15 protein-coding genes are annotated in these 20,942 nt (G+C 48.7%); 1 reads left to right on the top strand and 14 read right to left on the bottom strand.

Features of this window, described 5'->3' with window-relative positions; translation table 11 throughout:
- Positions 1–14 precede the first annotated feature (14 nt).
- From ACEN86_RS06225 to ACEN86_RS06175, 11 genes are all read right to left on the bottom strand, one after another.
- Positions 15–1,772, bottom strand: a complete 1,758-nt coding sequence (locus ACEN86_RS06225) for an alpha-glycosidase (RefSeq protein WP_495633454.1) — start codon at positions 1,770–1,772, stop codon at positions 15–17.
- A 45-nt stretch (positions 1,773–1,817) separates the two neighbouring features.
- The gene (locus ACEN86_RS06220) at positions 1,818–2,657 is read right to left on the bottom strand and encodes a sugar ABC transporter permease (RefSeq protein WP_495633453.1); all 840 of its coding nucleotides are present in this window, start codon (positions 2,655–2,657) and stop codon (positions 1,818–1,820) included.
- Positions 2,654–3,964 carry a carbohydrate ABC transporter permease gene (locus ACEN86_RS06215; RefSeq protein WP_495633452.1) on the bottom strand — a complete coding sequence of 437 codons (1,311 nt, stop codon included), beginning with the start codon at positions 3,962–3,964 and terminating at the stop codon, positions 2,654–2,656. The genes ACEN86_RS06220 and ACEN86_RS06215 overlap by 4 nt, the downstream gene beginning before the upstream one ends.
- 90 nt (positions 3,965–4,054) lie before the next feature.
- A complete protein-coding gene (locus tag ACEN86_RS06210) occupies positions 4,055–5,356 on the bottom strand; it encodes a sugar ABC transporter substrate-binding protein (RefSeq protein WP_495633451.1) in 1,302 nt (433 codons plus the stop codon).
- Positions 5,357–5,514: 158 nt separating this feature from the next.
- Complete coding sequence (locus ACEN86_RS06205) at positions 5,515–6,540, bottom strand: LacI family DNA-binding transcriptional regulator (protein WP_495633450.1); 1,026 nt, start codon at positions 6,538–6,540, stop codon at positions 5,515–5,517.
- Between the two features lie 182 nt (positions 6,541–6,722).
- The gene (aspS, locus tag ACEN86_RS06200; RefSeq protein WP_495633449.1) at positions 6,723–8,501 is read right to left on the bottom strand and encodes an aspartate--tRNA ligase; all 1,779 of its coding nucleotides are present in this window, start codon (positions 8,499–8,501) and stop codon (positions 6,723–6,725) included.
- A gap of 746 nt (positions 8,502–9,247) precedes the next feature.
- A complete protein-coding gene (gene hisS / locus ACEN86_RS06195; RefSeq protein WP_495633448.1) occupies positions 9,248–10,492 on the bottom strand; it encodes a histidine--tRNA ligase in 1,245 nt (414 codons plus the stop codon).
- A gap of 833 nt (positions 10,493–11,325) precedes the next feature.
- Complete coding sequence (locus tag ACEN86_RS06190) at positions 11,326–11,808, bottom strand: hypothetical protein (RefSeq protein ID WP_495633447.1); 483 nt, start codon at positions 11,806–11,808, stop codon at positions 11,326–11,328.
- Positions 11,809–11,857: 49 nt separating this feature from the next.
- Entirely contained in the window at positions 11,858–12,367 is a 510-nt protein-coding gene (locus ACEN86_RS06185) for a type 1 glutamine amidotransferase domain-containing protein (RefSeq protein ID WP_495633446.1), read from the bottom strand.
- 183 nt (positions 12,368–12,550) lie between these two features.
- The gene (gene dtd / locus ACEN86_RS06180) at positions 12,551–12,997 is read right to left on the bottom strand and encodes a D-aminoacyl-tRNA deacylase (protein ID WP_495633445.1); all 447 of its coding nucleotides are present in this window, start codon (positions 12,995–12,997) and stop codon (positions 12,551–12,553) included.
- A 16-nt stretch (positions 12,998–13,013) separates the two neighbouring features.
- On the bottom strand, positions 13,014–15,185 hold the full coding sequence (locus ACEN86_RS06175; RefSeq protein ID WP_495633444.1) for a RelA/SpoT family protein: 2,172 nt from the start codon (positions 15,183–15,185) through the stop codon (positions 13,014–13,016).
- A 276-nt stretch (positions 15,186–15,461) separates the two neighbouring features.
- On the opposite strand from ACEN86_RS06175, the gene uraA reads away from it, so the two are divergent.
- Positions 15,462–16,751 carry a uracil permease gene (gene uraA, locus ACEN86_RS06170; RefSeq protein WP_495633443.1) on the top strand — a complete coding sequence of 430 codons (1,290 nt, stop codon included), beginning with the start codon at positions 15,462–15,464 and terminating at the stop codon, positions 16,749–16,751.
- A gap of 140 nt (positions 16,752–16,891) precedes the next feature.
- Here the strand turns inward: uraA and ACEN86_RS06165 are convergent, their stop codons facing one another.
- From ACEN86_RS06165 to ACEN86_RS06155, 3 genes are all read right to left on the bottom strand, one after another.
- Positions 16,892–17,404 (bottom strand): adenine phosphoribosyltransferase, encoded by a 513-nt coding sequence (locus tag ACEN86_RS06165; RefSeq protein ID WP_495633442.1) that lies wholly within the window; start codon positions 17,402–17,404, stop codon positions 16,892–16,894.
- 62 nt (positions 17,405–17,466) lie between these two features.
- Entirely contained in the window at positions 17,467–19,875 is a 2,409-nt protein-coding gene (recJ, locus tag ACEN86_RS06160) for a single-stranded-DNA-specific exonuclease RecJ (RefSeq protein WP_495633441.1), read from the bottom strand.
- Between the two features lie 37 nt (positions 19,876–19,912).
- The gene (locus ACEN86_RS06155; RefSeq protein ID WP_495633440.1) at positions 19,913–20,872 is read right to left on the bottom strand and encodes a cation diffusion facilitator family transporter; all 960 of its coding nucleotides are present in this window, start codon (positions 20,870–20,872) and stop codon (positions 19,913–19,915) included.
- Positions 20,873–20,942 lie beyond the last annotated feature (70 nt).

The following is a 20,942-nucleotide window of genomic DNA, read 5'->3' as shown; positions in this document are numbered from 1 at the left end:
GATCCGTTAAATGTCTAGCGATTGACCGGAACATGATTCAACCAGACTTTGAATTCATAGGCATTCAGGATTTGCTGGCAGGTTCCGGCGGAGAGCAGTATCTCCTCACCACTGAAGACATCAAGCCATCGCCCAGCCGCAAAAGATACCTGGATATCCACCTGCTCAGATCCCGTATTCATCGCAACAATTAAGTGCTCCTCTCCATGCTGCCGCTCATAGACAAGAACGTTCGAACCCTTCTCGGCACGTTGAATGCGGAATGATCCGTTAAATAGTGCTGTGTGCTTCCGGCGTAATGCAATCATAGTCCGGTAAAATTCAAACAACTCCCGGTTCTGCTTCTCCGGATCCCAGATCATCGTCCTGCGGTTATCCGGATCAAATTCCCCGGCAAGGCCGATCTCATCCCCGTAATAAATGCTTGGAGCCCCGGAATGTGTCAACTGGAAGGTCACGGCAAGCTTCATCCTGCGGATATCGTCTCTGCACAGCGTTAGCAGCCGTACTGTATCGTGGGTATCCAGATGATTGAACGATGCCTCAGTTACTTGCTGCGGATAGCGGGCTAAATAACCGCCCACCTTGGCCGTGAAGGAATAAGCGTCGTCATGTCCGAAGACGAAGAAGTCGAGGATTGCATTACACAGCGGATAATTCATAACCCCGTCGAACTGATCCCCGATCAGCCACCTCATCCCGTCATGCCACACTTCTCCCAGGATATAGGCATCAGGTTTGACCTCTTTGACCGCTTTGCGGAAATCCCGCCAGAAGGCATGATCTACCTCATTGGCGACATCCAGACGCCACCCGTCGATATCCGTCTCCTCAATCCAGTAACGCCCCAGCTTCAGGAAATAATCTCTGACCTCCGGATGTGCCGTATTCAGCTTAGGCATTGTCCTTTCGAATGCGAAAGTTCTGTAAGTAGGGATGCCGTCATTGACCTGCAGTGGCCATTCCTGAACGTGGAACCAATCATAATACCTGGATTCACTGCCTTTCTCCAGCACGTCCTGAAAGTATGGAAAGGTAAACCCTGCATGATTGAACACGCCGTCAAGGATGACGCGGATTCCTCTATCATGGCAGTCCTTGACCAAATCTCTCAGCGTCTCTGTCGTCCCGAAATGCGGATCTACCCGGAAGTAATCTTGAGTATCGTACTTATGATTGGTCGGGGATTCAAAGATCGGTGTAAAATAAATTGCGTTCACTCCCAGCTCTGTTAAGTGATCCAGATGTTCGCGTACGCCCTGTAGATCCCCACCGAAGAAATTGTTATACTCCGGCTTGCTTCCCCATATCTCCGTCTGCTTCGGATCATTGCTCGCATCGCCGTTACTAAATCTCTCAGGAAAGATCTGATAGAATACCGATTCCTTCACCCACTCGGGCGGAGAGTGTACATCAACCGGGTGCAGGTAGGGGAACTCGAACAGTCCGAGGTGCTCGGTTGGCGGGCTCTTGTGGAACCCTTTTTCCGTGAACCATACGTTCTCGCCGCCTTCCGTCAGGAGGAAACCGTAGGCAAGCCTTCCATAAGGGGGATGGATCTCTGCCTGCCAATAATCAAACAGCTCGTCACTGGACAGAGGCTTCATCTCTGCCATTTGCATGTGATCCCAAGGCTTGCACTTGTCTCCGTACAGCACCTGGATCGTGAGTAGCTCCCCTCTTCGCGTCCGAAGGCGTAGATGAACCGTATGTGGATCATACCCGTATGCCCAGCATTCACCGGGCCTGTGATATACCGCTTCCTTTAACATATGATTTCAACAGCTCCTTTTCATAGTGCAATTCAGAAGTTCTTGTCAGCCCTTTTCCGCTCCGGCCGTCAGCCCTTCCACCAGGAATCTCTGCAGCGCCACAAACAATAGCGTAAGCGGTACAGCTACCAGTACACATCCGGCCGCAAACAGGGTGAACTCTGTCGCAAATTGACCCTGCACAATTTGGAAAAGTCCAACCGCAAGGGTCAGCTTCTCAGGCGTGCTCAGCACCATATTGGCAAAAATAAAATCAACGAAGCCGCCCGTGAAGGAGGTTAAAGCAATGTACACCAGCATGGGCTTGGATAGAGGAAGCATAATGCTTCGGAATACGGTAAAATGTCCGGCACCATCAATCCGTGCAGCGTCAATTAGACTTTGAGGAATCGTATCAAAGTAACTTTTTACATACAGAAATCCCATTGGCGCCCCCGCTGAATATACAAGAATTAATGAGAAATGCGTGTTAAGCAGATGAAGCTGCATCAGCAGGATATAGACTGCAATCATACTCATAAAGCCGGGAAACATGCCGATTACCAGCAAACTGAGCATCAGGTTCTTGCGTCCTCTGAATCTGAATCTGGAGAAAACATAACCCGTAATGGTGACCAAAAAGGTACTGAAGATCATCGTAAAGAATGCAACTTTAACTGTATTGATAAACCACTGGGCAAACGGATACGTATCGAACAGATCCTTGTAATGCTGCAAGGTAAAGGTTGAAGGAATCAATTGGTCACTATAGAGTGCAGTTCCGGGTCTGAAGGAAGACATGACTACCCATAAGGCTGGGTAGATACAGGTTACTCCAACCAGAATCAATCCTGCATAACAAGCCAGATTTCCGATCTGACTCCGTATCTTGGCTCCTGTTCTCATACGCTAAAATCATCCTCCTTGAACGCTTTGGTTCTTCGAATATTCACAATGGCAAAGGATGCCACAAGGATGAAGATGAAAATTCCAATAATGGAGGCGTAATTGTATTTACCGGTATCCATGGTCAATTTGTACAGCCAGGTAATCAGAATATCGGTATCCCCTGCCGACTGATAATGCGGATTCGCCGGGTTTCCGTTAGTCAGCAGATAGATCAGATTGAAGTTGTTGATATTCCCGGCAAATGACATGACCAGAAGCGGCCCGAAGGAGAACATGACCGTAGGCAGTGTAATTGCTTTGAATTGCTGGAACGGGCTCGCTCCGTCAATTTGGGCAGCTTCGTAATAATCCCTGGATATTGTTGAGAGAATCCCGATAACCATGAGCATCGTGATCGGAAACCCGATCCAGACGTTCACCATAATTACGGTCAATTTAGCCCAGAAGGGATCTGTCAGCCAAGGCAAACCGCTCAGACCGAAATATTTCAAGTATTGATTAACCGGTCCAAATTGCCCGTTGAACATATTCCGCATGATCAGCAGAGAAATGAACTGGGGAATGGCATAGGGGATAATGAACAAAGTCCGCCAAAAACCCTTAAGCCGGATTCCCCTCTTTTGTACCATCAGGGCTACGCCGAACCCTCCAATAAACGTAGTGAGCGTAGCGCAGATAGTCCAGACCACCGTCCAGAATACAACGCCGAAGAAAGTGTGGTTCCATGCTTTAATCGTGAAGATATCTTTGAAGCCGCCAAAACCGATCCAATCCACCAGCTTGGCTGGCGGCAGGTAATTCGGGGACGAGTAATTGGTAAATGCAAGTAGAATCATGAACAGAATTGGCATTACGGTAAAGAACATCACCAGCAGTATAGGCAGGGATATTACTAGATGAGGAAAATGACGGCCGGTGATCCGGTGAAAAGTTGCTCTGAAGCTGGGTGCCGCTGTGCCGCTCTCACGCAGCTTGCCTACCCGATAGGCATCACGAGCATTCAGTACATAGATACAGAGCAGGACAAGGGCCGCCAGAAAAACAACCATCCCCTCGATCATGAGAAAGATCGAATGATCTCCCCTGACATTGACATACAATCTTCCTACCTTCTCCAGGTGATCCGCCTGATCTCCAAGCGTGGTGATCCCCCATATCGCCCTTGGAATATACAGGGCAACGCGAAGACCGAGCAGGTGTACCAACAATAACAGAACGCCCTTGATGAACTGGCGATTATATATTTGTCCAAGTCCCATCCCGATTAGCGATAGAACCATCGCCCATTTACGATGCTGAATCATTATGCCTCATCATCTCCCGTATGGCTGAAGTGGGGACGCCATCCGAAGGAAGCGATGCTCCGAATGACGTCATGCTTTTAATAAGGGACATTATTTATGCAGCGTCTTCATCCCTTCCTTCATGCTGTTCACGGCATTATCCAGCGTTGCCTTAGGGTCCTCACCTTTCCAAATAAGCTCCAGCGCATTAGCCATCGGAGCCCAAACCTGCTGCATTTCGAACAAGGTCGGCATAGCTGTTGAGTTTTTGAATTGCTCAATTGCTCCGGTTACCATTGGATTTGCCTTAATCGCAGGCTCATTCTCCATCCCTTTACGAGCAGGTATGAAGCCGGTCTTTTCAAAATTCTTAAGCAGTGCTTCCTGGGTTGTTACATATCTCGCAAATAGCTTCGCCGCATTCGGATACTTGGAGTAAGCACTTACATAATAGGCTTTGACACCGGCAAAGGTCTTTGGAGTCTCCCCGTTCGGGAATTTAGGCAGAGGTACCATCCCTACCTCAAAAGGCAATTTGGAGAAATTGCCGATATTCCATACCCCGTCCAGGTTGATTGCCAGCTTGCCTTCCTGGAACAAGGCGGTCTTCACATCCGTAGTGGCATCAGCAGCTTCCATAGGCAGAATGTCGCGCATCGATTGATAGTATTTCATCGCCTCCACTGCTTCCGGACTATTCAGACCAATATCATTCGGGTCGGTATTGTCCTTGCCAAAAATATAGGCCTTGAAGCCGGAGAAGAACGGATAGGCATAATACAAATTGTTCAGCTGCATCATGAAACCGTATTTCTTATTCTTAACATCTGTGAATTTCTTAGAGAAGCTGATGATATCATCCCAGCTCGCCAAATCGCTGTCCTTCACCAGTTTCTTGTTGTAGTACAAGGCATAGGTCTCCATATTTCTTGGATAACCGTACAGGATGCCATCCTTGGTCACCGCGTTCACCGCTGTTTCTTGGAATTCTTCCCGTGTCTGTGCTTCGTAAAAATCGTTCGGGAGTACAAATCCGCCAGCTACTGCCTCGCTCAAATTATCATGGGGAAGCACCAGCACATCCGCACCAAGTCCTGCGGGACCATCTGTCTTCATTTTCTTCATCTGCTCGGGTGCGCCCTGCTCCTGAACCTCAACCGGAACATTGTACTTCTTGCTGAACTCCTTAGCTATTTCGCTCAGAAAAGGTACACCATCCTTGCCGTCCCACACTAACAGCTTGGCTCCCGGTTCTGCAGTCAGTTCTTCCTGGTCCTTGGCGGCCGCTGATGACTCCCCAGCCTGAGTGGCCGGCTTCGGAGTACTACTGGAGTTGCCTTCGGTTGAACATGCCGCCAGATTAAACATAAGAATGATAGATAATAACAGTAAATTCCATCTCTTTGCCTTCATGTAATAACCACCCTTCAAATAGTCATTAAAGTAATGAAACATTTAACCTTACTGTATTTCCTGACATTTGTCCGGATTGCCCGAATCAGGTTAAAAATCACCCCCTAAATTAATTATGATTAAACGATTAATCAATTTATAAAAAAATATAGCAGATACTATACTTTTTTAAATGGAATGGTGCTCTGACGAACTGTAAGACTTACCGGAAGCACAACACTCCGTTTCAATGAGGAAGTGTTCCCATTAATCTGGTCCAGCAGCATGGATACCGCGATCTGACCTTTACCAACAACGTCCTGCTTGATTGTTGTCAATGAGGGGATCATGTAATGCGCATAAAAGTTATCATCGAATCCTACAACTGAGATATCATTCGGGACATGGAGCCCGATATCATGCAGACCTCGGATCAGCCCCATGGCCGTTACATCAGAAAAGGCAAAAATAGCGCTGATTCTTTCCTTAAAGCTTCCTATCCTCTGTGCCGCCTGATATCCGCCTTGAATGGAGGATGCCTGCTCAAAGATAAGATTCGGATCGACCTCCATACCGGCTTCTTTCATTGCCCGCAGATAGCCTTGGTAGCGGAAATAGTTAACCCCGCCTTCTTCCAGCTTCCCGGTAAGTACGCCGATTACTTTATGACCAAGTCCAATTAAGTGTCTGGTGCCAAGATATCCTCCGACCTCATCATCCAAATCGACTTGATAGAATTCAGGATTGGTTAAGTGGCTGTCCAGAAAGACACACGGGATTCCCATCTCAATTATTTTGCGATATGCCTTCGATTGCTCATATCCTCCGACTACAATCAGTCCATCCAAGTGACGTTGGCGTGCAAATGCAAAGTCTTCATCATCTTCAATACCTACCAGGATCACCTGAACTTCGTGATGTCTCGCACCATTCTCCACACCGCGAACAAGCTCCCAATAAAAAGGGTTATCCTGCAGCATCCCCTTCTCAATAAAGGGAACGACAATCGCAATTAAGTGGGAGTTCTTGTCTTTCAAGCTGCGTGCCGAGGCGCTGGGTACATATTGCAGTTCTTGTATGACCTTATTCACCTTGCTAATTGTCTTAACCGACACCCTCCCCGTTCCATTAAGGACATTGGATACGGTTGCGATGGATACGTTTGCAATTCTGGCAATGTCTTTGATCGACACCTTATTATTCATGTTGTCTCCTAACTTGATTAAACGTTACATTTTCTATTTAGATTAAATCACCCTAAGAATTGATTGTCAATTATTTTTTGCGCGGCCCTTACCTTATGCAACCCTGCCAAATTCTCCGAACAAAATGCAAAACCCCTCGAATGACCATGATATCATCCGAGGGGTTTTGTTAAATTATATATTTATTTCTTCTCTTCAACCGGTTTCTTCGCCAGTTTGATATGAAGCTGATCGATCTGTGCCGCATCCACTTCGGAAGGAGCATCCATCAGCAGATCCGTTGCGCTTGCTGTTTTCGGGAAGGCAATGGTCTCACGCAGATTCGTACGGCCAGTTAAGAGCATGATTAGCCGGTCGAAGCCAAAAGCCATTCCCCCGTGCGGAGGTGTTCCATATTCAAATGCATCAAGCAGGTAGCCGAATTTGTCCTGTGCTTCCTCTTGGGAAATACCCAGAGCCTTGAACATTTTCTCCTGAATTTCACGTTTGTAGATACGCATGGAGCCGCCGCCCACTTCATAACCATTTAGAACAAGGTCATAGGCCTGAGCAAGAATTTTGCCCGGATCCGTATCAAGCAGAGTCACATCTTCTTCACGCGGACTTGTGAACGGGTGGTGTTCTGCGACATAGCGCTTCTGTTCCTCGTCCCAGCCGAGAAGAGGGAAATCTACAACCCATGCAAACTTGAATTTGCTGTCGTCGATCAAGCCTAGCTGGCGTCCAATTTTCAGACGAAGGTTGCCGAGTACGTCAGCGACCACTTTCTTCGTATCCGCTGAGAACAGCAGCAGGTCTCCCTCTTCAGCTCCTGTACGCTCCTTAACGGCTTCGATCTCTTCCGGTGTAAAGAACTTCACGATAGGCCCTTTGAACTCGCCATCCTTCACTTGAATCCACGCCAGACCTTTGGCACCATAACGCGCAGCAAATGGTCCAAGATCGTCGATTTCCTTACGGCTCCACGTTCCGCAGCCTTTGGCGTTCAGTACTTTAACCTCTCCGCCTTTTTCGATGACGGAAGCAAATACCTTAACACCGCTGGAAGCTACGATATCACTCACCTGAATAAGCTCCATACCAAAACGCAGATCCGGCTTGTCCGAGCCGTATTTGCCCATGGCATCTGCATAGCTAAGACGCTGGAAAGGCGCTTCAATATCGACATTGATCGTCTCTTTGAACACTCGAACCACCAGCTGCTCCATCATGCCCAGCAGTTCATCCTGACTCAGGAAGGAAGTCTCGATATCGACTTGCGTAAATTCAGGCTGACGGTCTGCGCGAAGATCTTCATCGCGGAAACAACGAGCGATTTGGTAGTAACGCTCAAGTCCTGACACCATCAACAGCTGCTTGTACAGCTGTGGAGATTGCGGAAGCGCAAAGAATTCTCCGGCATGCACCCGGCTAGGCACCAGATAGTCTCTCGCGCCTTCAGGCGAACTCTTGGTCAGGATCGGGGTTTCTACTTCAATGAATTCCTCTTTATCTAAGAAGTCACGGAATACCTTGGCTGCTTTGGAACGAATCAAAAGCGTTTTTTGCATTTCCGGACGGCGAAGGTCCAAATAGCGGTATTTCAGACGAACGGATTCATCTACTTCTACTCCATCTTCGATGAAGAACGGAGGAGTTTTGGCAGCATTCAGCACTTCAATTTCTGTAACCTGAACTTCGATCTCACCTGTTGGCAGGTTCGGATTCACGGTCTCTGGAGCACGCTTGACAACCTTACCTTGAACGGCGATGACATATTCACTGCGGACCCGGTCTGCAATTTGCAGAGCTTCTCCGGAGTATGCAGGGTTAAACACGACCTGAACGATCCCGCTGCGGTCACGAAGGTCGATGAAGAGTACGCCTCCGAGGTCACGGCGGGTCTGCACCCAGCCGTTCAATGTAACTGTTTCTCCAATGTTCGCGTTGCTCAGTGAGCCGCTTTGATGTGTTCTTTTCACTTGTATATTCCTCCTTAGGTGGTTGACCCTCCCAAACCCTCCCTAAAAGGGAGGGCCCCAAGGGCTCTGCCCTCTGGACACCCTGAATGTTGATGAGGGAGTCAGGTTGGCGGTTTCTTGGTTAGGGAGAGCTTGGATTCGCTTGTCGTCCCTGACGGGACCCGCTTGGCTTTGTTCGTACTTGGATACTGGAAAAGCTCGGCGGATGGTGATGATTTGGTGTACGGATGTATATGTTGACGTAATAGCCGCTTGTCGCCCCGAGGGGCCCGCTCTACGTTGGTGCTGCGTTTAGCTGCTACATCGTGCTAGGAGCGCTCTCCCTGCGGGATTCGCTGGGGGTACTGTGTAGAGCTTTTTACTGCTGCTTCGTGCACGGAGCGCTCTCCCTGCGGGATTCGCTGGGGGTACTGTGTAGAGCTTTTTACTGCTACTTCGTGCTAGGAGCGCTCTCCCTGCGGGATTCGCTGGGGGTACTGTGTAGAGCTTTTTACTGCTGCTTCGTGCACGGAGTGCTCTCCCTGCGGGATTCGCTGGGGCTACCGTTTAGAGCTTTTTACTGCCACTTCGTGCACGGAGCGCTCTCCCTGCGGGATTCGCTTGGGAGCGGTGAAGCTTTATAGTGGTGATGCGCCGAGCAAGTGCTCCCCCTCTGGCAAGGGTCGCTACGATGAGCATGTTAATGCTACAAAGCTGGGACCCTGCCTTACGGAAGATACTTGACTGGGCTCTATTCACTCCATATCCTACTTCAGCTCGTCCGCTAGGTTCACTAGCTTGACTGTACGCTGCTCGCCGGTCTCCATGAATTTGACCGCGATCTCGCCGCGGGCCAGCTCGTCATCCCCGAGGATAGCGGTATAACGGGCTTGCATGCGGTCAGCTGATTTGAACTGGGCTTTCATTTTACGGCCCAGGTAGTCCCGCTCTGCGGATATGCCAGCCTGGCGAAGCTTGAACAGCTGCTTGGTAATTTCTTTATCAGCTTCCTCGCCAAGGGCAACAAGATATACATCCAGCGGCTTGATGCCTTGAATCTCAATGTTCTGATTCTCAAGGATAAGCTGTATGCGCTCTAGACCAATCGCCAAGCCTACTCCCGGCTGGTCCGGTCCGCCTACTTCAGCAACCAGGCCGTTATAACGCCCGCCGCCGCCAACCGTATCAATAGCTCCAATGCCCTGGGCTTTGTACTCAAACGCAGTAAGAGTGTAATAATCAAGCCCGCGGACCAGGCGGTGGTTAATGCTGTAATCGACTCCCATTTCAGTCAAGTAAGTCTTCACTTGTTCAAAATGGCTAAGGCATTCATCATCAAGGCTGTCCAAAATAGAAGGTGCGCCCGTGAATTTGTCTTGGTCCACTTTGCAATCGAGCACACGCATCGGGTTGCGATCGATTCTGGATTGGCAGTCCTTACAGAGACTTTCTCTCATAGGTGTGAGAAAAGCAATCAGCTTCTCGCGGTAATCGGCGCGGCTTGCTGGATTGCCAACCGAGTTAATTTCAACCGTGACGCCCTGCAGTCCAAGTTCCCGGCACAGCTCATATCCCAGCGAGATCACCTCTGCATCGATTGCGGGATCAATCGCCCCAATGGCCTCTATTCCGAACTGGTGGAACTGCCGCTGGCGGCCAGCCTGCGGACGCTCATAGCGGAACATCGGACCAATGTAATACAGCTTGCTAACATCTGGCTCCCCATACAGCTTGTTCTCTACATAAGAACGTACGACACCAGCCGTACCTTCCGGTCGCAGCGTCATGCTGCGTTCTCCTTTATCAAGGAAGGTATACATTTCTTTCTCCACAATGTCGGTTGTCTCCCCAACACCGCGTTCGAAAAGGGAAGTCTGCTCGAATATCGGCGTGCGAATCTCCCGGTAATTAAAGCGCCGGCACAGATCTCTTGCCTTCTCTTCAATGAACTGCCACCGCTCCACTACACCGGGCAGCAGATCCTGAGTACCTGTTGGTTTTTGAAAGCCCATGGTCTATCCTCCACTTTGTTATCGTAATAACGGACGAGCAAGCCTAGCTGTGTACTGGCTTCACCCATATCCGCAAAAAAATAAAAGTCTCCCACCCCTGTTATTACAACAGGGACGAGAGACTGGATATCCTATCACTCGTGGTGCCACCCACATTCCGGACAACCGTAGACAACTTCCTAATCATAACCTGATTACAAGAAAGTGACATGCCAGTATCCGCTTTATACGGTTAACGCCCGCCTACGTCTTCAGCTACTGAGGTCATTCCCGGTTCGCTGACGATTCTCAGGGAGGTCTTTTCATACAGTCATTGCCGGAATTCTTACAGCCTGACCTGCTCGGGGTGAATGACTCACTCGGTAGGTTCGGAAATTCCTCTCTGTCGGCTTGGAGCTGGATTACTTGGTCCCGTCATCGAAGTAATTGTATGGTCAGTGGTTCATAGAAGTTTTTTTCATTGTAAGAAACGCAGAGCACAAAGTCAAGACTCTAACAAAGAAAAAAACCTGCCGGCATCGCCGCAGGTCCAGTCATGATATATTAAAAGGGGGTCATGCTTTTATTATAGACAGCCAATGTTAAAGAACCATGAAGTGGAGATTACAGTTATATTACATAAAAGAAAGCGCTTTATTTGTCGAATGTAATACATCTTAAATATGCGGATATAACATTCACGGTCATGCAAAAAGCACCTTCGAGAACATTTCCTCCTATCGTGCAACAGGATTCATGTCTCTCGAAGGTGCGTTGTTATGACTGCCTTTACGATATCAATCAGAAGGCACCCAACTACGAATGCAGCTTCATGATTCACTATTCGTCAATAATTAATCAAGCAATTCCACATAAGCTCCTTGGGAGCGAAGCTTGTTAATTACGCTCTCCACTTCGGTCTCTTTGACCGTCGCACTCAGCACATATTTCAGATCATCATAATTGTAACTCGAGGAGACCTGAGTATCTTCCCTGCGGTCACGCTGATGCTCATCGTTTCCTGTATTCATATAACCATTATTTGTTCGATCATTCTCCTCCTCGCTCAAGGCAGCGAGCGGAATAACGGCCTGAGGACCATTCGTACCTGTGAAGCCGGAAGCCCCATAGGCTCCGCTCCCCAGAACAGCCCCGCCTACAATTGAGGTGCCCAGGTTATTCGCCGATATTACGGGTCCGAGCAAATTATTATTGCTTGTTAGTGTATTCTCCAAGGCCCCAGTCTCCAAGTGCTCTGTTTCGAAAGAGAGCAAACTTGTCTTGGCCCCTTCAGCCTGGCTTTCCGTTTCAAAATAAGCTTGAATATGCTTACTCATATCAATCTCTCCTTTGTCACATTGGAATAATGAGGCACAATTTCACATGTTACGATAACTTCTTTAGTATTTCCCGAACAAAAGCAGGTTCGTCTTTAGGAGTTCTTGAAGAAATGAAATTCCCGTCCACGACAACTTCCTTATCCTCGAAATTCGCACCCGCGTTCACCACATCATCCTTGAGCGGTGGGTATGAGGTTAATGTCCGGCCTTTAGCAAGTCCGGCACTGATCAAAATCTGAGGTCCATGACAGATGGCTGCAATCGGCTTCTTCGCCTCATCCGCCTTCTTCACAAAGCTGAGCACATTCGAATCCAGGCGGAGATTTTCGGGAGATGAACCGCCGGGTATAACTACTGCATCGTAGTCCGCTGCATTAACCTCAGATATCGATTTATCTGCTGTATACTCCGCTTTCCCCTGCTTGCCCTTCAGCGTTTCTCCAGCTTTCAATCCTATAATATCAACCTCATGTCCGGCTTTTTTAACTTCGTCATAAGGAACCTGCATTTCGGAATCTTCAAACGCATTGGCCAGTAAAAATGCTACTTTGCTCATCGTTATGTCAATCTCCTTTCCGTAACTGTCCTTCGCTTTGTTATTACCCGATTGGCTGTCATTTATAACAAGCCGTGCTTGCTATTCGTTCTGGAATTCTATATTTGGATCAATAAAAAAACCGCTTCTCCCGAAGGATCAGCGGTCTAAATCACTATCAACATTGCATTCAATTTGAGCTATTTAGGCTTGCGGGCTCTCCAATATTATCGTAACCGGTCCCCAGTTGGTCAGGATTACGTCCATATCGGCACCGAACCGGCCTGTCTGGACTTCTAGCTCCTTAGCCCTTAGCAGTTCGTTAAATCGTTCATATAGAACCTCGGCCGCCTCAGGACGGGCGGCAGCCATGAAATTGGGACGCTTGCCTTTGCGGCAGTCTCCATAAAGCGTGAACTGGGAGACCGAGAGAATGCTCCCCTTGATGTCTTGTACGCTCAAATTCATTTTCTCATCATCATCTTCAAAAATCCGAAGCCCCGCAATCTTATCAGCAAGATATACGGCATCCTTCTCCGTGTCGTCATGTGTAATGCCGACCAGCAGCATCAGCCCTGGCCCGATCTCGCCAACGACTTGGTCTTGAACCTTAACCTGAGCCTGCTTGCATCTCTGTAAGACTACTTTCATGTCTAAAGCTGCCCCTTTATTGCATAATCCGGTGAACGGTATAAATGTCCTTAATCCGCTTGATTTTATCCACTACAGATTGCAGATGTTCGGTGTTGCGGATCAGAATGGTCATGTGAATCAGGTCCATCTTGTTCTTGTCTGATCGCCCGGACACGGCAGAGATATTCGTCTTGCTCTCCGATACCGCCTGCAGCACTTCATTTAACAGTCCACGGCGGCTGTGACCGGTAATCTCGATATCCACACTGTAATTAGCCTCAATGGATTCTTCCCACTCCACCTCAATAACTCTTGCGGCTTCCTCCCCATCCTCTTGGGAAGGTATATTTGGACAGTCTGTCCGGTGAACCGAGACGCCGCGGCCTCGAGTGATATACCCGACGATATCATCGCCAGGAACCGGATTACAGCATCTAGCGAAACGCACGAGCAGATTATCAATACCTTTAACGGTAACCCCGTTCGTCGGCCGCTTCTTCTCGGCAGATGGAGCTTTCATCTCCTTGACTTCCGAGGTCAGCTGGATAATGCCTGCCTCTTCCTGTTCCTTGCGGAGCTTCTCTGTCACCTTGGTGCACACCTGGGACGCGGTAAGACCGCCAAAGCCCACCGCAGACAGCATATCTTCCACATCATTGAAGGCAAATTTCTTGGCCGCCTCCATCAGTTTGTCATCCGACATATACTGGGATGGGTCCACGCCTGCGCGTTTCAGTTCACGCTCAACCGCCTCGCGGCCCTTCTCCACGTTCTCTTCCCGCTTCTCTTTCTTGAACCACTGTTTGATCTTGCTCCGTGCATGTGAAGACTGGGCAATCTTCAGCCAGTCCTGACTCGGTCCGTAGGAATGCTTGGAAGTCAGAATTTCCACAATATCCCCAGTCTTCAGCTTATGGTCAAGGGGAACGATGCGGCTGTTCACTTTGGCTCCAATGGTTCTGTTCCCTACCTCGGTATGAATCCGGTAGGCGAAATCGAGCGGCACAGACCCGGCTGGAAGCTCAATAACCTCCCCTTGTGGAGTGAAGACAAAGACAAGATCCGAGAAGAAGTCCATTTTGAGCGACTCTACAAATTCAGAGGCATCCTTGGCTTCGTGCTGAAGCTCGAGAATTTCTCTGAAGAAAGGCATTTTCTGAGGTCCCGCATTCTCGGAGCCCTCTTTGTAAGCCCAATGCGCCGCGATACCAAATTCTGCGGTTCTGTGCATTTCATAGGTACGGATCTGAACCTCTGTCGGTTCTCCTGTAGGCCCCACAACCGTTGTATGGAGCGACTGGTACATATTCGCCTTCGGCATGGCAATATAATCCTTGAACCTGCCGGGCATCGGCTTCCACAAGGTATGAATAATTCCCAAGGTAGCGTAGCAATCCTTAATATTATCTACAATAATACGAATCGCGAGCAGATCGTAAATCTCGTTGAACTGCTTGTTCTTCGTGGACATTTTCTTATATACACTGTATAAATGCTTGGGACGGCCGGAGAGATCCGCCGAGATCCCCATCTCAGCCAGCTTCTCTGAGATTCGAGAGATCACGTTCTCGATATATTCCTCACGCTCCGCACGCTTCTTATGCATCAGGTTAGCGATCCGGTAATACTGCTGTGGATTGAGATATCTTAAGCAGATATCCTCCATCTCCCATTTAATAGCCGAGATCCCTAGTCTGTGTGCAATCGGGCAAAAGATCTCCAGCGTCTCATATGCAATTCTGCGCTGGCTCTCCTCAGACTGATATTTAAGCGTCCGCATATTATGAAGCCGGTCCGCAAGCTTAATAACGATGACCCGGATATCCTGTGCCATCGCGATGAACATTTTGCGGTAGTTCTCATTCTGCTGTTCTTCCTTGGATTGAAACCGGATTCGTTCAAGCTTTGTCAGGCCGTCCACGAGCATGGCACAGTCGCTGCCGAACTTCTCCTTGATCTCCTTAAGAGATACGGTGGTATCCTCCACGACGTCATGAAGCAGGGCTGCGATAATGGACAAGGAGTCCATCTGCATGCCCACGACAATTTCTGCAACCGCCAGCGGATGCAGTATATAAGGTTCGCCGGATTTCCGCACTTGTCCGTGATGGGCTTGTTCAGCGAAATCATAGGCTTCCCTGATACAGATCATATCCTGTTCGTTAATGTAGGCAGATGCCTTTTCGAGTAATCGCTCAATGCCCATTGAATCTTATTCGTTTCCTTTCCTGGTAACAAGGCATACGCCTCTTCACGAAGCCGTATCCCTATTTTTATTTTCTATAATTATGACGCTTGGGAGTTACCACGTCAACTCTTGAGCCTTCATTGCGGCAGGTAATTTGCTAGAAAGAAGGGAATTTCTTGATTTTTGTTGTTGTAAAATGTCGATGATGTCATTAATCTATTAAAGATGCACAGACTATATGGATTGGACAGCTTAGTTCTTCCATAAGCTTATAAAAGAGGAGTGACTTTAATTTTGCAGCGCGAAATACAAGTAAATGAGAAAGTACCTTTTGGGCCCGGGATCTTACTGAGCCTGCAGCATTTGTTCGCCATGTTCGGCAGCACCGTGCTGGTGCCCAACTTGTTCCACGTAGACCCAGGCATGATTCTTCTGATGAACGGGATAGGCACCCTGCTGTACATCCTGATTTGTAAGGGTAGAATCCCTGCCTATCTGGGATCAAGCTTTGCCTTTATCTCCCCAGTTCTGGTAGTCCTGGGGGCACACCCCGGAAATGGATACAGTATGGCGCTAGGTGCTTTTATTATTACAGGAATAATCTTCGTCCTGGTAGGTCTTCTGGTGAAATATGCTGGAACCTCATGGATCAATGTGGTATTCCCTCCTGCGGCGATGGGAGCTATCGTAGCGATTATTGGTCTCGAGCTTGTTCCCGTTGCCGCAGGCATGGCGGGCATAATCAATTCGGATCCTACCAAGCCTTGGATACCCGACATGACCTCGATCCTCCTCTCCCTCGTAACCTTGGGAGTAACCATCATTGGGGCTGTATTGTTCAGAGGATTCCCCAAGATCATTCACATACTGATCGGTATTGTGACTGGTTACCTGCTCGCCTACGCCCTAGGAAGAGTAAATACGGGCGCAATTGCTAAAGCGGATTGGATTTCCTTCCCATCCGTAACAACCCCTCACTGGGATATGTCGGCGATTATTACCATTATCCCCGTGGCGCTGGTTGTTATTGTTGAGCACATCGGGCACCTTCTCGTGACCAGCAACATCGTTGGTAAGGATTTGTCCAAAGACCCGGGACTCCATCGCTCACTGCTAGGTAACGGGGTATCAACCATTCTGTCCGGTTTCGTAGGCTCTACTCCGAATACTACCTACGGTGAGAACATCGGCGTTATGGCACTGACCCGAGTCTACTCGATTTACGTCATTGGAGGAGCTTCAATCTTCGCGATCCTGCTCTCCTTCTCAGGGAAGTTCTCAGCTGTTATCGCCAACATCCCTACACCTGTTATGGGCGGGGTCTCCATGCTGCTCTTCGGTGTAATTGCGGCATCAGGTCTTCGAATCTTTGTGGAACAGAAAGTCGATTTCTCTAAGGCCACCAATATGATTCTTGCAACCGTGATTCTTGTGATCGGGATAAGCGGAACCAAGCTGACCATCGGAACTGTAGAACTTAAAGGAATGGCGCTCGCTACGATTGTGGGTATCCTGTTCTCCCTGTTCTTCAAGCTGATTGAAGTATTGGGACTGTCCAATGATAAGGAAGAAGCCTCGCATTAAGTACTGCCAGAATAGCCAAACAAAGAGCCCGTCTAAAGCAGAAGCTTTAGACGGGCTCTTTGTTGTTGGTCAGACTTGCGGATGACTTACCTTCCGGCCTGGATATTTCCCGGGAAAGTTAGTTTTCCGCAACTCACTAATTAATAAGTAACCAGGGATACGATATCTACTCCTGGCAGCTTCGCGCGGCCATTCAGATCGGCAAGCTCGATCAGGAATGCGGCTCCAGCAATGTTGCCACCGAGCTGCTTGACCAGCTGTACTGAGGTAGAGATTGTACCGCCTGTAGCCAGGAGATCATCCGCAATCAGAACATTCTGGCCTGGCTTGATGGCATCACTGTGCATAGCCAGACGGTCTTTACCATACTCCAGATCGTATTCGATCTCAATCGTATCCGATGGAAGCTTGCCGCTCTTACGAATAGGCACAAACCCAACACCTAATGCATAAGCGAGCGGTGCGCCTACCACGAATCCACGAGCTTCCGGACCGGCAATCAGATCAATTTTCATATGAGCAATCATGCTCTTCAGTTCATCAATCGCTTGACGGTATTTGTCCCCATCATTCAGCAGGGTAGTGATATCTTTGAAGCTAATTCCCGGTTGCGGGAAGTCTGGAATCACACGGATATAATCTTTGAAATTCATTGTAATCTCTCCTTCTAGTCTTAGCCAGTCTAAATTGTAAGCAAATCTGCGCATACCCGGGGTCAGGAAACCGCGGTATTCCTAGCGATGATCCAAGCTGCCACTTGAGCAGCTTTCCCGTTCAGCAGCATTTGTTCCATCTCAGCAATTGAACCTATTGTTCTATATCGAAGCGAACTATCCAGCGGCTGTTTGGACGGATTAGGATTAAGCATAATTCTGCCCTTATCCCTGCTCAAGAACTGAAGTTCTTCGAACACTTCCAGGGTAAGCCTGATCATGCGGTTAGACATTCCTGTCTGCCGAGCTAGGCGGCTTAGAAGCTGCTCTTCCGCTATATCTGAAGATGCAGCCTGACGAATCCATGCATATACCTGTTTGAAGCTGTCCCTTGTTGGGATCTGGATCCGTTCATACTTGTCCTGTTGTCCATGGACTAATATAACACGCTCAAGCCGTGGAAAAGAAGCCAATACGGAATCAAACTGCTCGGCTGTCTCCGGAAGTTCAAGGACGAACAAGCTGGTGATTGAGGCAAGTTCCTTATTATTATCGGAACTTCCAGGAGACTTAATTAATTCAGCGTCTCCATCATATACCCAAAGCAGGGAATCCGCCAAATTACTGCGAAAGCGCTCTGCAGATACCTGTCTGCATACAGCAGCAGTCCTGACAGATTGTCCGGAGTTCAGTCCATCCAGCTTCTTGGTGAACTCATCTATAATATTCAGCGGAGATGAGGATGATCTGAAATCAAAGACCTGCAAATGGGAAACAGCCAAATCTTGAATCATCAGCTGAGGTTTGACCGATCCATTCCATTCGTTGATACCCGCCTCAACCACGAGGTCAATACGGGCACTTTCAGTTAACAGGTCCGCGAGATAACCCTTCCCAAAAGCGATGGCTTCAATTACTGCACCATTTTGTCTTAGGCTAAGCTTCAAATGGTTGCTCTCTCTGCCCATCTTGCGGCTCTCAACAAGTGCAGCACCCCGAATCACCATACGGGGACACGGATTATCCATCCCGAATGGAGCCAGCGTCCCCAGCTCTTTGATCAAAGGGACGGTAACCTCGTCCACTGTACATTCCAGATCGGCCGTAATAACCGGAATAAAGTGCTCCTCATTCAGAATGCCCGCTGCATATTCATTCAGCCGCTGCTCGAAAGCCTCCAGCGAATCTTTATGCAGGGACATCCCAGCAGCTGCCGTATGTCCACCGTAATGATCCAGAAGCTCTGCACATTCGGTGAGGGCTTCATAGAGATCGAATCCCGGGATTGATCGGGCAGAACCTTTACATTCACCGTTCTCGGGGTTAATACCCAGAATAATCGTTGGGCGATAATAACGCTCCAGAATTTTGGAAGCCACGATTCCCACTACACCGACATTCCAGCCTTCACCCGCGATAACGATGACGTCGGGAACCTTCTTTCCGCTCTGAATCTCCTGGTCCAGGCGCCCGGCAGCTTCCTGTACCATCTCCTCAACCATCTGCTGCCGTTCGCGGTTCAGAAGGTCCAACTCCGTTGCAATCTCCTCGGCCTCATCATGATCCTCTGTTGTGAGCAGGCTTACTGCGCGCTTGGCATGACTGAGCCTGCCGCTCGCATTAATACGAGGCGCCATACTGAACCCTACTGTTGTTGAGTTAACTTTAGTTTCTTTTCCCCCGGCTATCCTCAGCAAAGCCGCTGCACCGATAATAGGCTGCTCCGTCATAGATTGAAGCCCTCTGCTAACCAAGACGCGATTCTCATCCACCAAGGGCATGAGATCTGCAATAGTCCCTAAGGCAACCAATTGAAGCCATTCCTCCGGTACTTCCCGAAGAAGAGCGGAAGCCAGCTTATAAGCCACACCTACACCAGCCAAGCCTTTGAATGGATAAGGACAGCTTGGCAGCTTAGGATTAATCAGCGCATAGGCTTCTGGAAGCTGAGCCGGAGGCTCGTGGTGATCTGTTACAATTACATCTATTCCGAGCGCATGAGCATGCCTGATCTGTTCCACTGCACTTATACCTGTATCTACGGTAATGATCAGCGTAACGCCATTTTGTCCAGCTTCATCAATCGCATGAATATGCAGCCCGTACCCCTCTTTGGACCGATGAGGAATATAATAGTCAAAAGATGCTCCCAGGTGACGCATAAGCCGGATCATCAGTGAAGTGGATGATACGCCGTCTGCATCATAATCACCATAGATAAGAATATGTTCATTCTCCTCGATGGCACGCTTAATCCGCGGAACAGCTTCCTTTATTCCACTTAACAAGTAAGGATCATGCAGATCGCCAAGGCTTCCCCGTATAAACTTATCTGCCGCTATCGGATCAGCCAATCCACGGCGAAGAAGCAGCTCGGCAAATGTAACTGATATATTCATATCCCTTGCCAGCTGCTCTGCTCTCTGCCGCTCAGATTGCGGACAATTCCAATTGTACTTGGACTTGATCAAATCATAACTCCCCCTTCCTTACAACAAACCGGAATTGCTATTGAAGCAAGGTAGGCATGTCTGTATTTGAATTCTCATGGTTCGATTTATATGGATAGACCGGATCATATGGGATTACATGGATATTCACATCACTTACATGAGAGAAGCGATGCATCAGCAGAACCTTAGCCCGGTTAGCAATATCCTTTGCTTCAATAACCGTGATCCGGGGATTCACACATATTTTGGCCTCAACCGCTACGTAATGTCCATGCTCATGTGCCCGAAGGTCTTCAACCATAATAACTCCGTGCACCCGCTGTACCGTCTCAATAAAACTTGCTGCATCCTCATCTTGGAGCTCTTGTACCAAGGTTCCATAGATGGACGACATAACCATACGATAACCTCTCCACAGCACGAAGCAGGCAATCAAAAGTCCGGCAGCCGGATCAAGGTATAATAAACCTTCTATATCGAGCGCTCCGCCAGCCATGGAGCCGAACACTCCGATCAGTACAACAATGGAGGAATATAGGGAAAAGCGGCGGGTCTCCAGAAATGCGCTGCTCTGTTCGTTCTCATATTTCCTCGATTGACGAGACTGATACTGAAATACGGCCTCTTTCAAAGCTACAGCTATTACGACCGTTACACCAGACATATAGTCAGGTGCCGTGACTTCACCCATCGACATTTCCTTAATCGCAGAAACAGCCATTTGCAGGGCACCCATCAGCAGAAATACTGTGAAAAGGATGGTCAGGAGCGGATCACCTTCGTTCGATGATCTCACATACCTTCCCCTCTGAACGCTGCGTTCCTTGAAGCCCGGAAGCTGAATCTTTCCGGATAATCCCTCCGCTGCCTCAGAAGCTGAATACAGCGCATCCCCAATTAATGCTTTGCTATCGCATAACAGCCCAACTACACCTTTAAATACAGCCAATGTAAAATTGTTTATGATACCGGTCCATGCAGCAGCTTCAGAATGAGCAGTGTACTTGCTAGTCATAAATTCTCCCTCCTGGGTCACTGACATGACCGCGAGAGAGCAGAAAGCCGCGTCACACGCAGACGCGGCC

The organism is Paenibacillus sp. Paensp111 (assembly GCF_059492195.1).
Note: the sequence above shows the minus strand (reverse complement) of the source record. Positions and strands in the feature narration are given on the sequence as shown.

Excerpts from the sequence above, each read along its gene's own strand:
- ACEN86_RS06225 (WP_495633454.1), bottom strand. The coding sequence starts at position 1,772 with ATGTTAAAGGAAGCGGTATATCACAGGCCCGGTGAATGCTGGGCATAC.
- ACEN86_RS06220 (WP_495633453.1), bottom strand. The coding sequence starts at position 2,657 with ATGAGAACAGGAGCCAAGATACGGAGTCAGATCGGAAATCTGGCTTGT.
- ACEN86_RS06215 (WP_495633452.1), bottom strand. The coding sequence starts at position 3,964 with ATGATTCAGCATCGTAAATGGGCGATGGTTCTATCGCTAATCGGGATG.
- ACEN86_RS06210 (WP_495633451.1), bottom strand. The coding sequence starts at position 5,356 with ATGAAGGCAAAGAGATGGAATTTACTGTTATTATCTATCATTCTTATG.
- ACEN86_RS06205 (WP_495633450.1), bottom strand. The coding sequence starts at position 6,540 with ATGAATAATAAGGTGTCGATCAAAGACATTGCCAGAATTGCAAACGTA.
- hisS (WP_495633448.1), bottom strand. The coding sequence starts at position 10,492 with ATGGGCTTTCAAAAACCAACAGGTACTCAGGATCTGCTGCCCGGTGTA.
- ACEN86_RS06190 (WP_495633447.1), bottom strand. The coding sequence starts at position 11,808 with ATGAGTAAGCATATTCAAGCTTATTTTGAAACGGAAAGCCAGGCTGAA.
- ACEN86_RS06185 (WP_495633446.1), bottom strand. The coding sequence starts at position 12,367 with ATGAGCAAAGTAGCATTTTTACTGGCCAATGCGTTTGAAGATTCCGAA.
- dtd (WP_495633445.1), bottom strand. The coding sequence starts at position 12,997 with ATGAAAGTAGTCTTACAGAGATGCAAGCAGGCTCAGGTTAAGGTTCAA.
- ACEN86_RS06175 (WP_495633444.1), bottom strand. The coding sequence starts at position 15,185 with ATGGGCATTGAGCGATTACTCGAAAAGGCATCTGCCTACATTAACGAA.
- ACEN86_RS06165 (WP_495633442.1), bottom strand. The coding sequence starts at position 17,404 with ATGAATTTCAAAGATTATATCCGTGTGATTCCAGACTTCCCGCAACCG.
- ACEN86_RS06155 (WP_495633440.1), bottom strand. The coding sequence starts at position 20,872 with ATGACTAGCAAGTACACTGCTCATTCTGAAGCTGCTGCATGGACCGGT.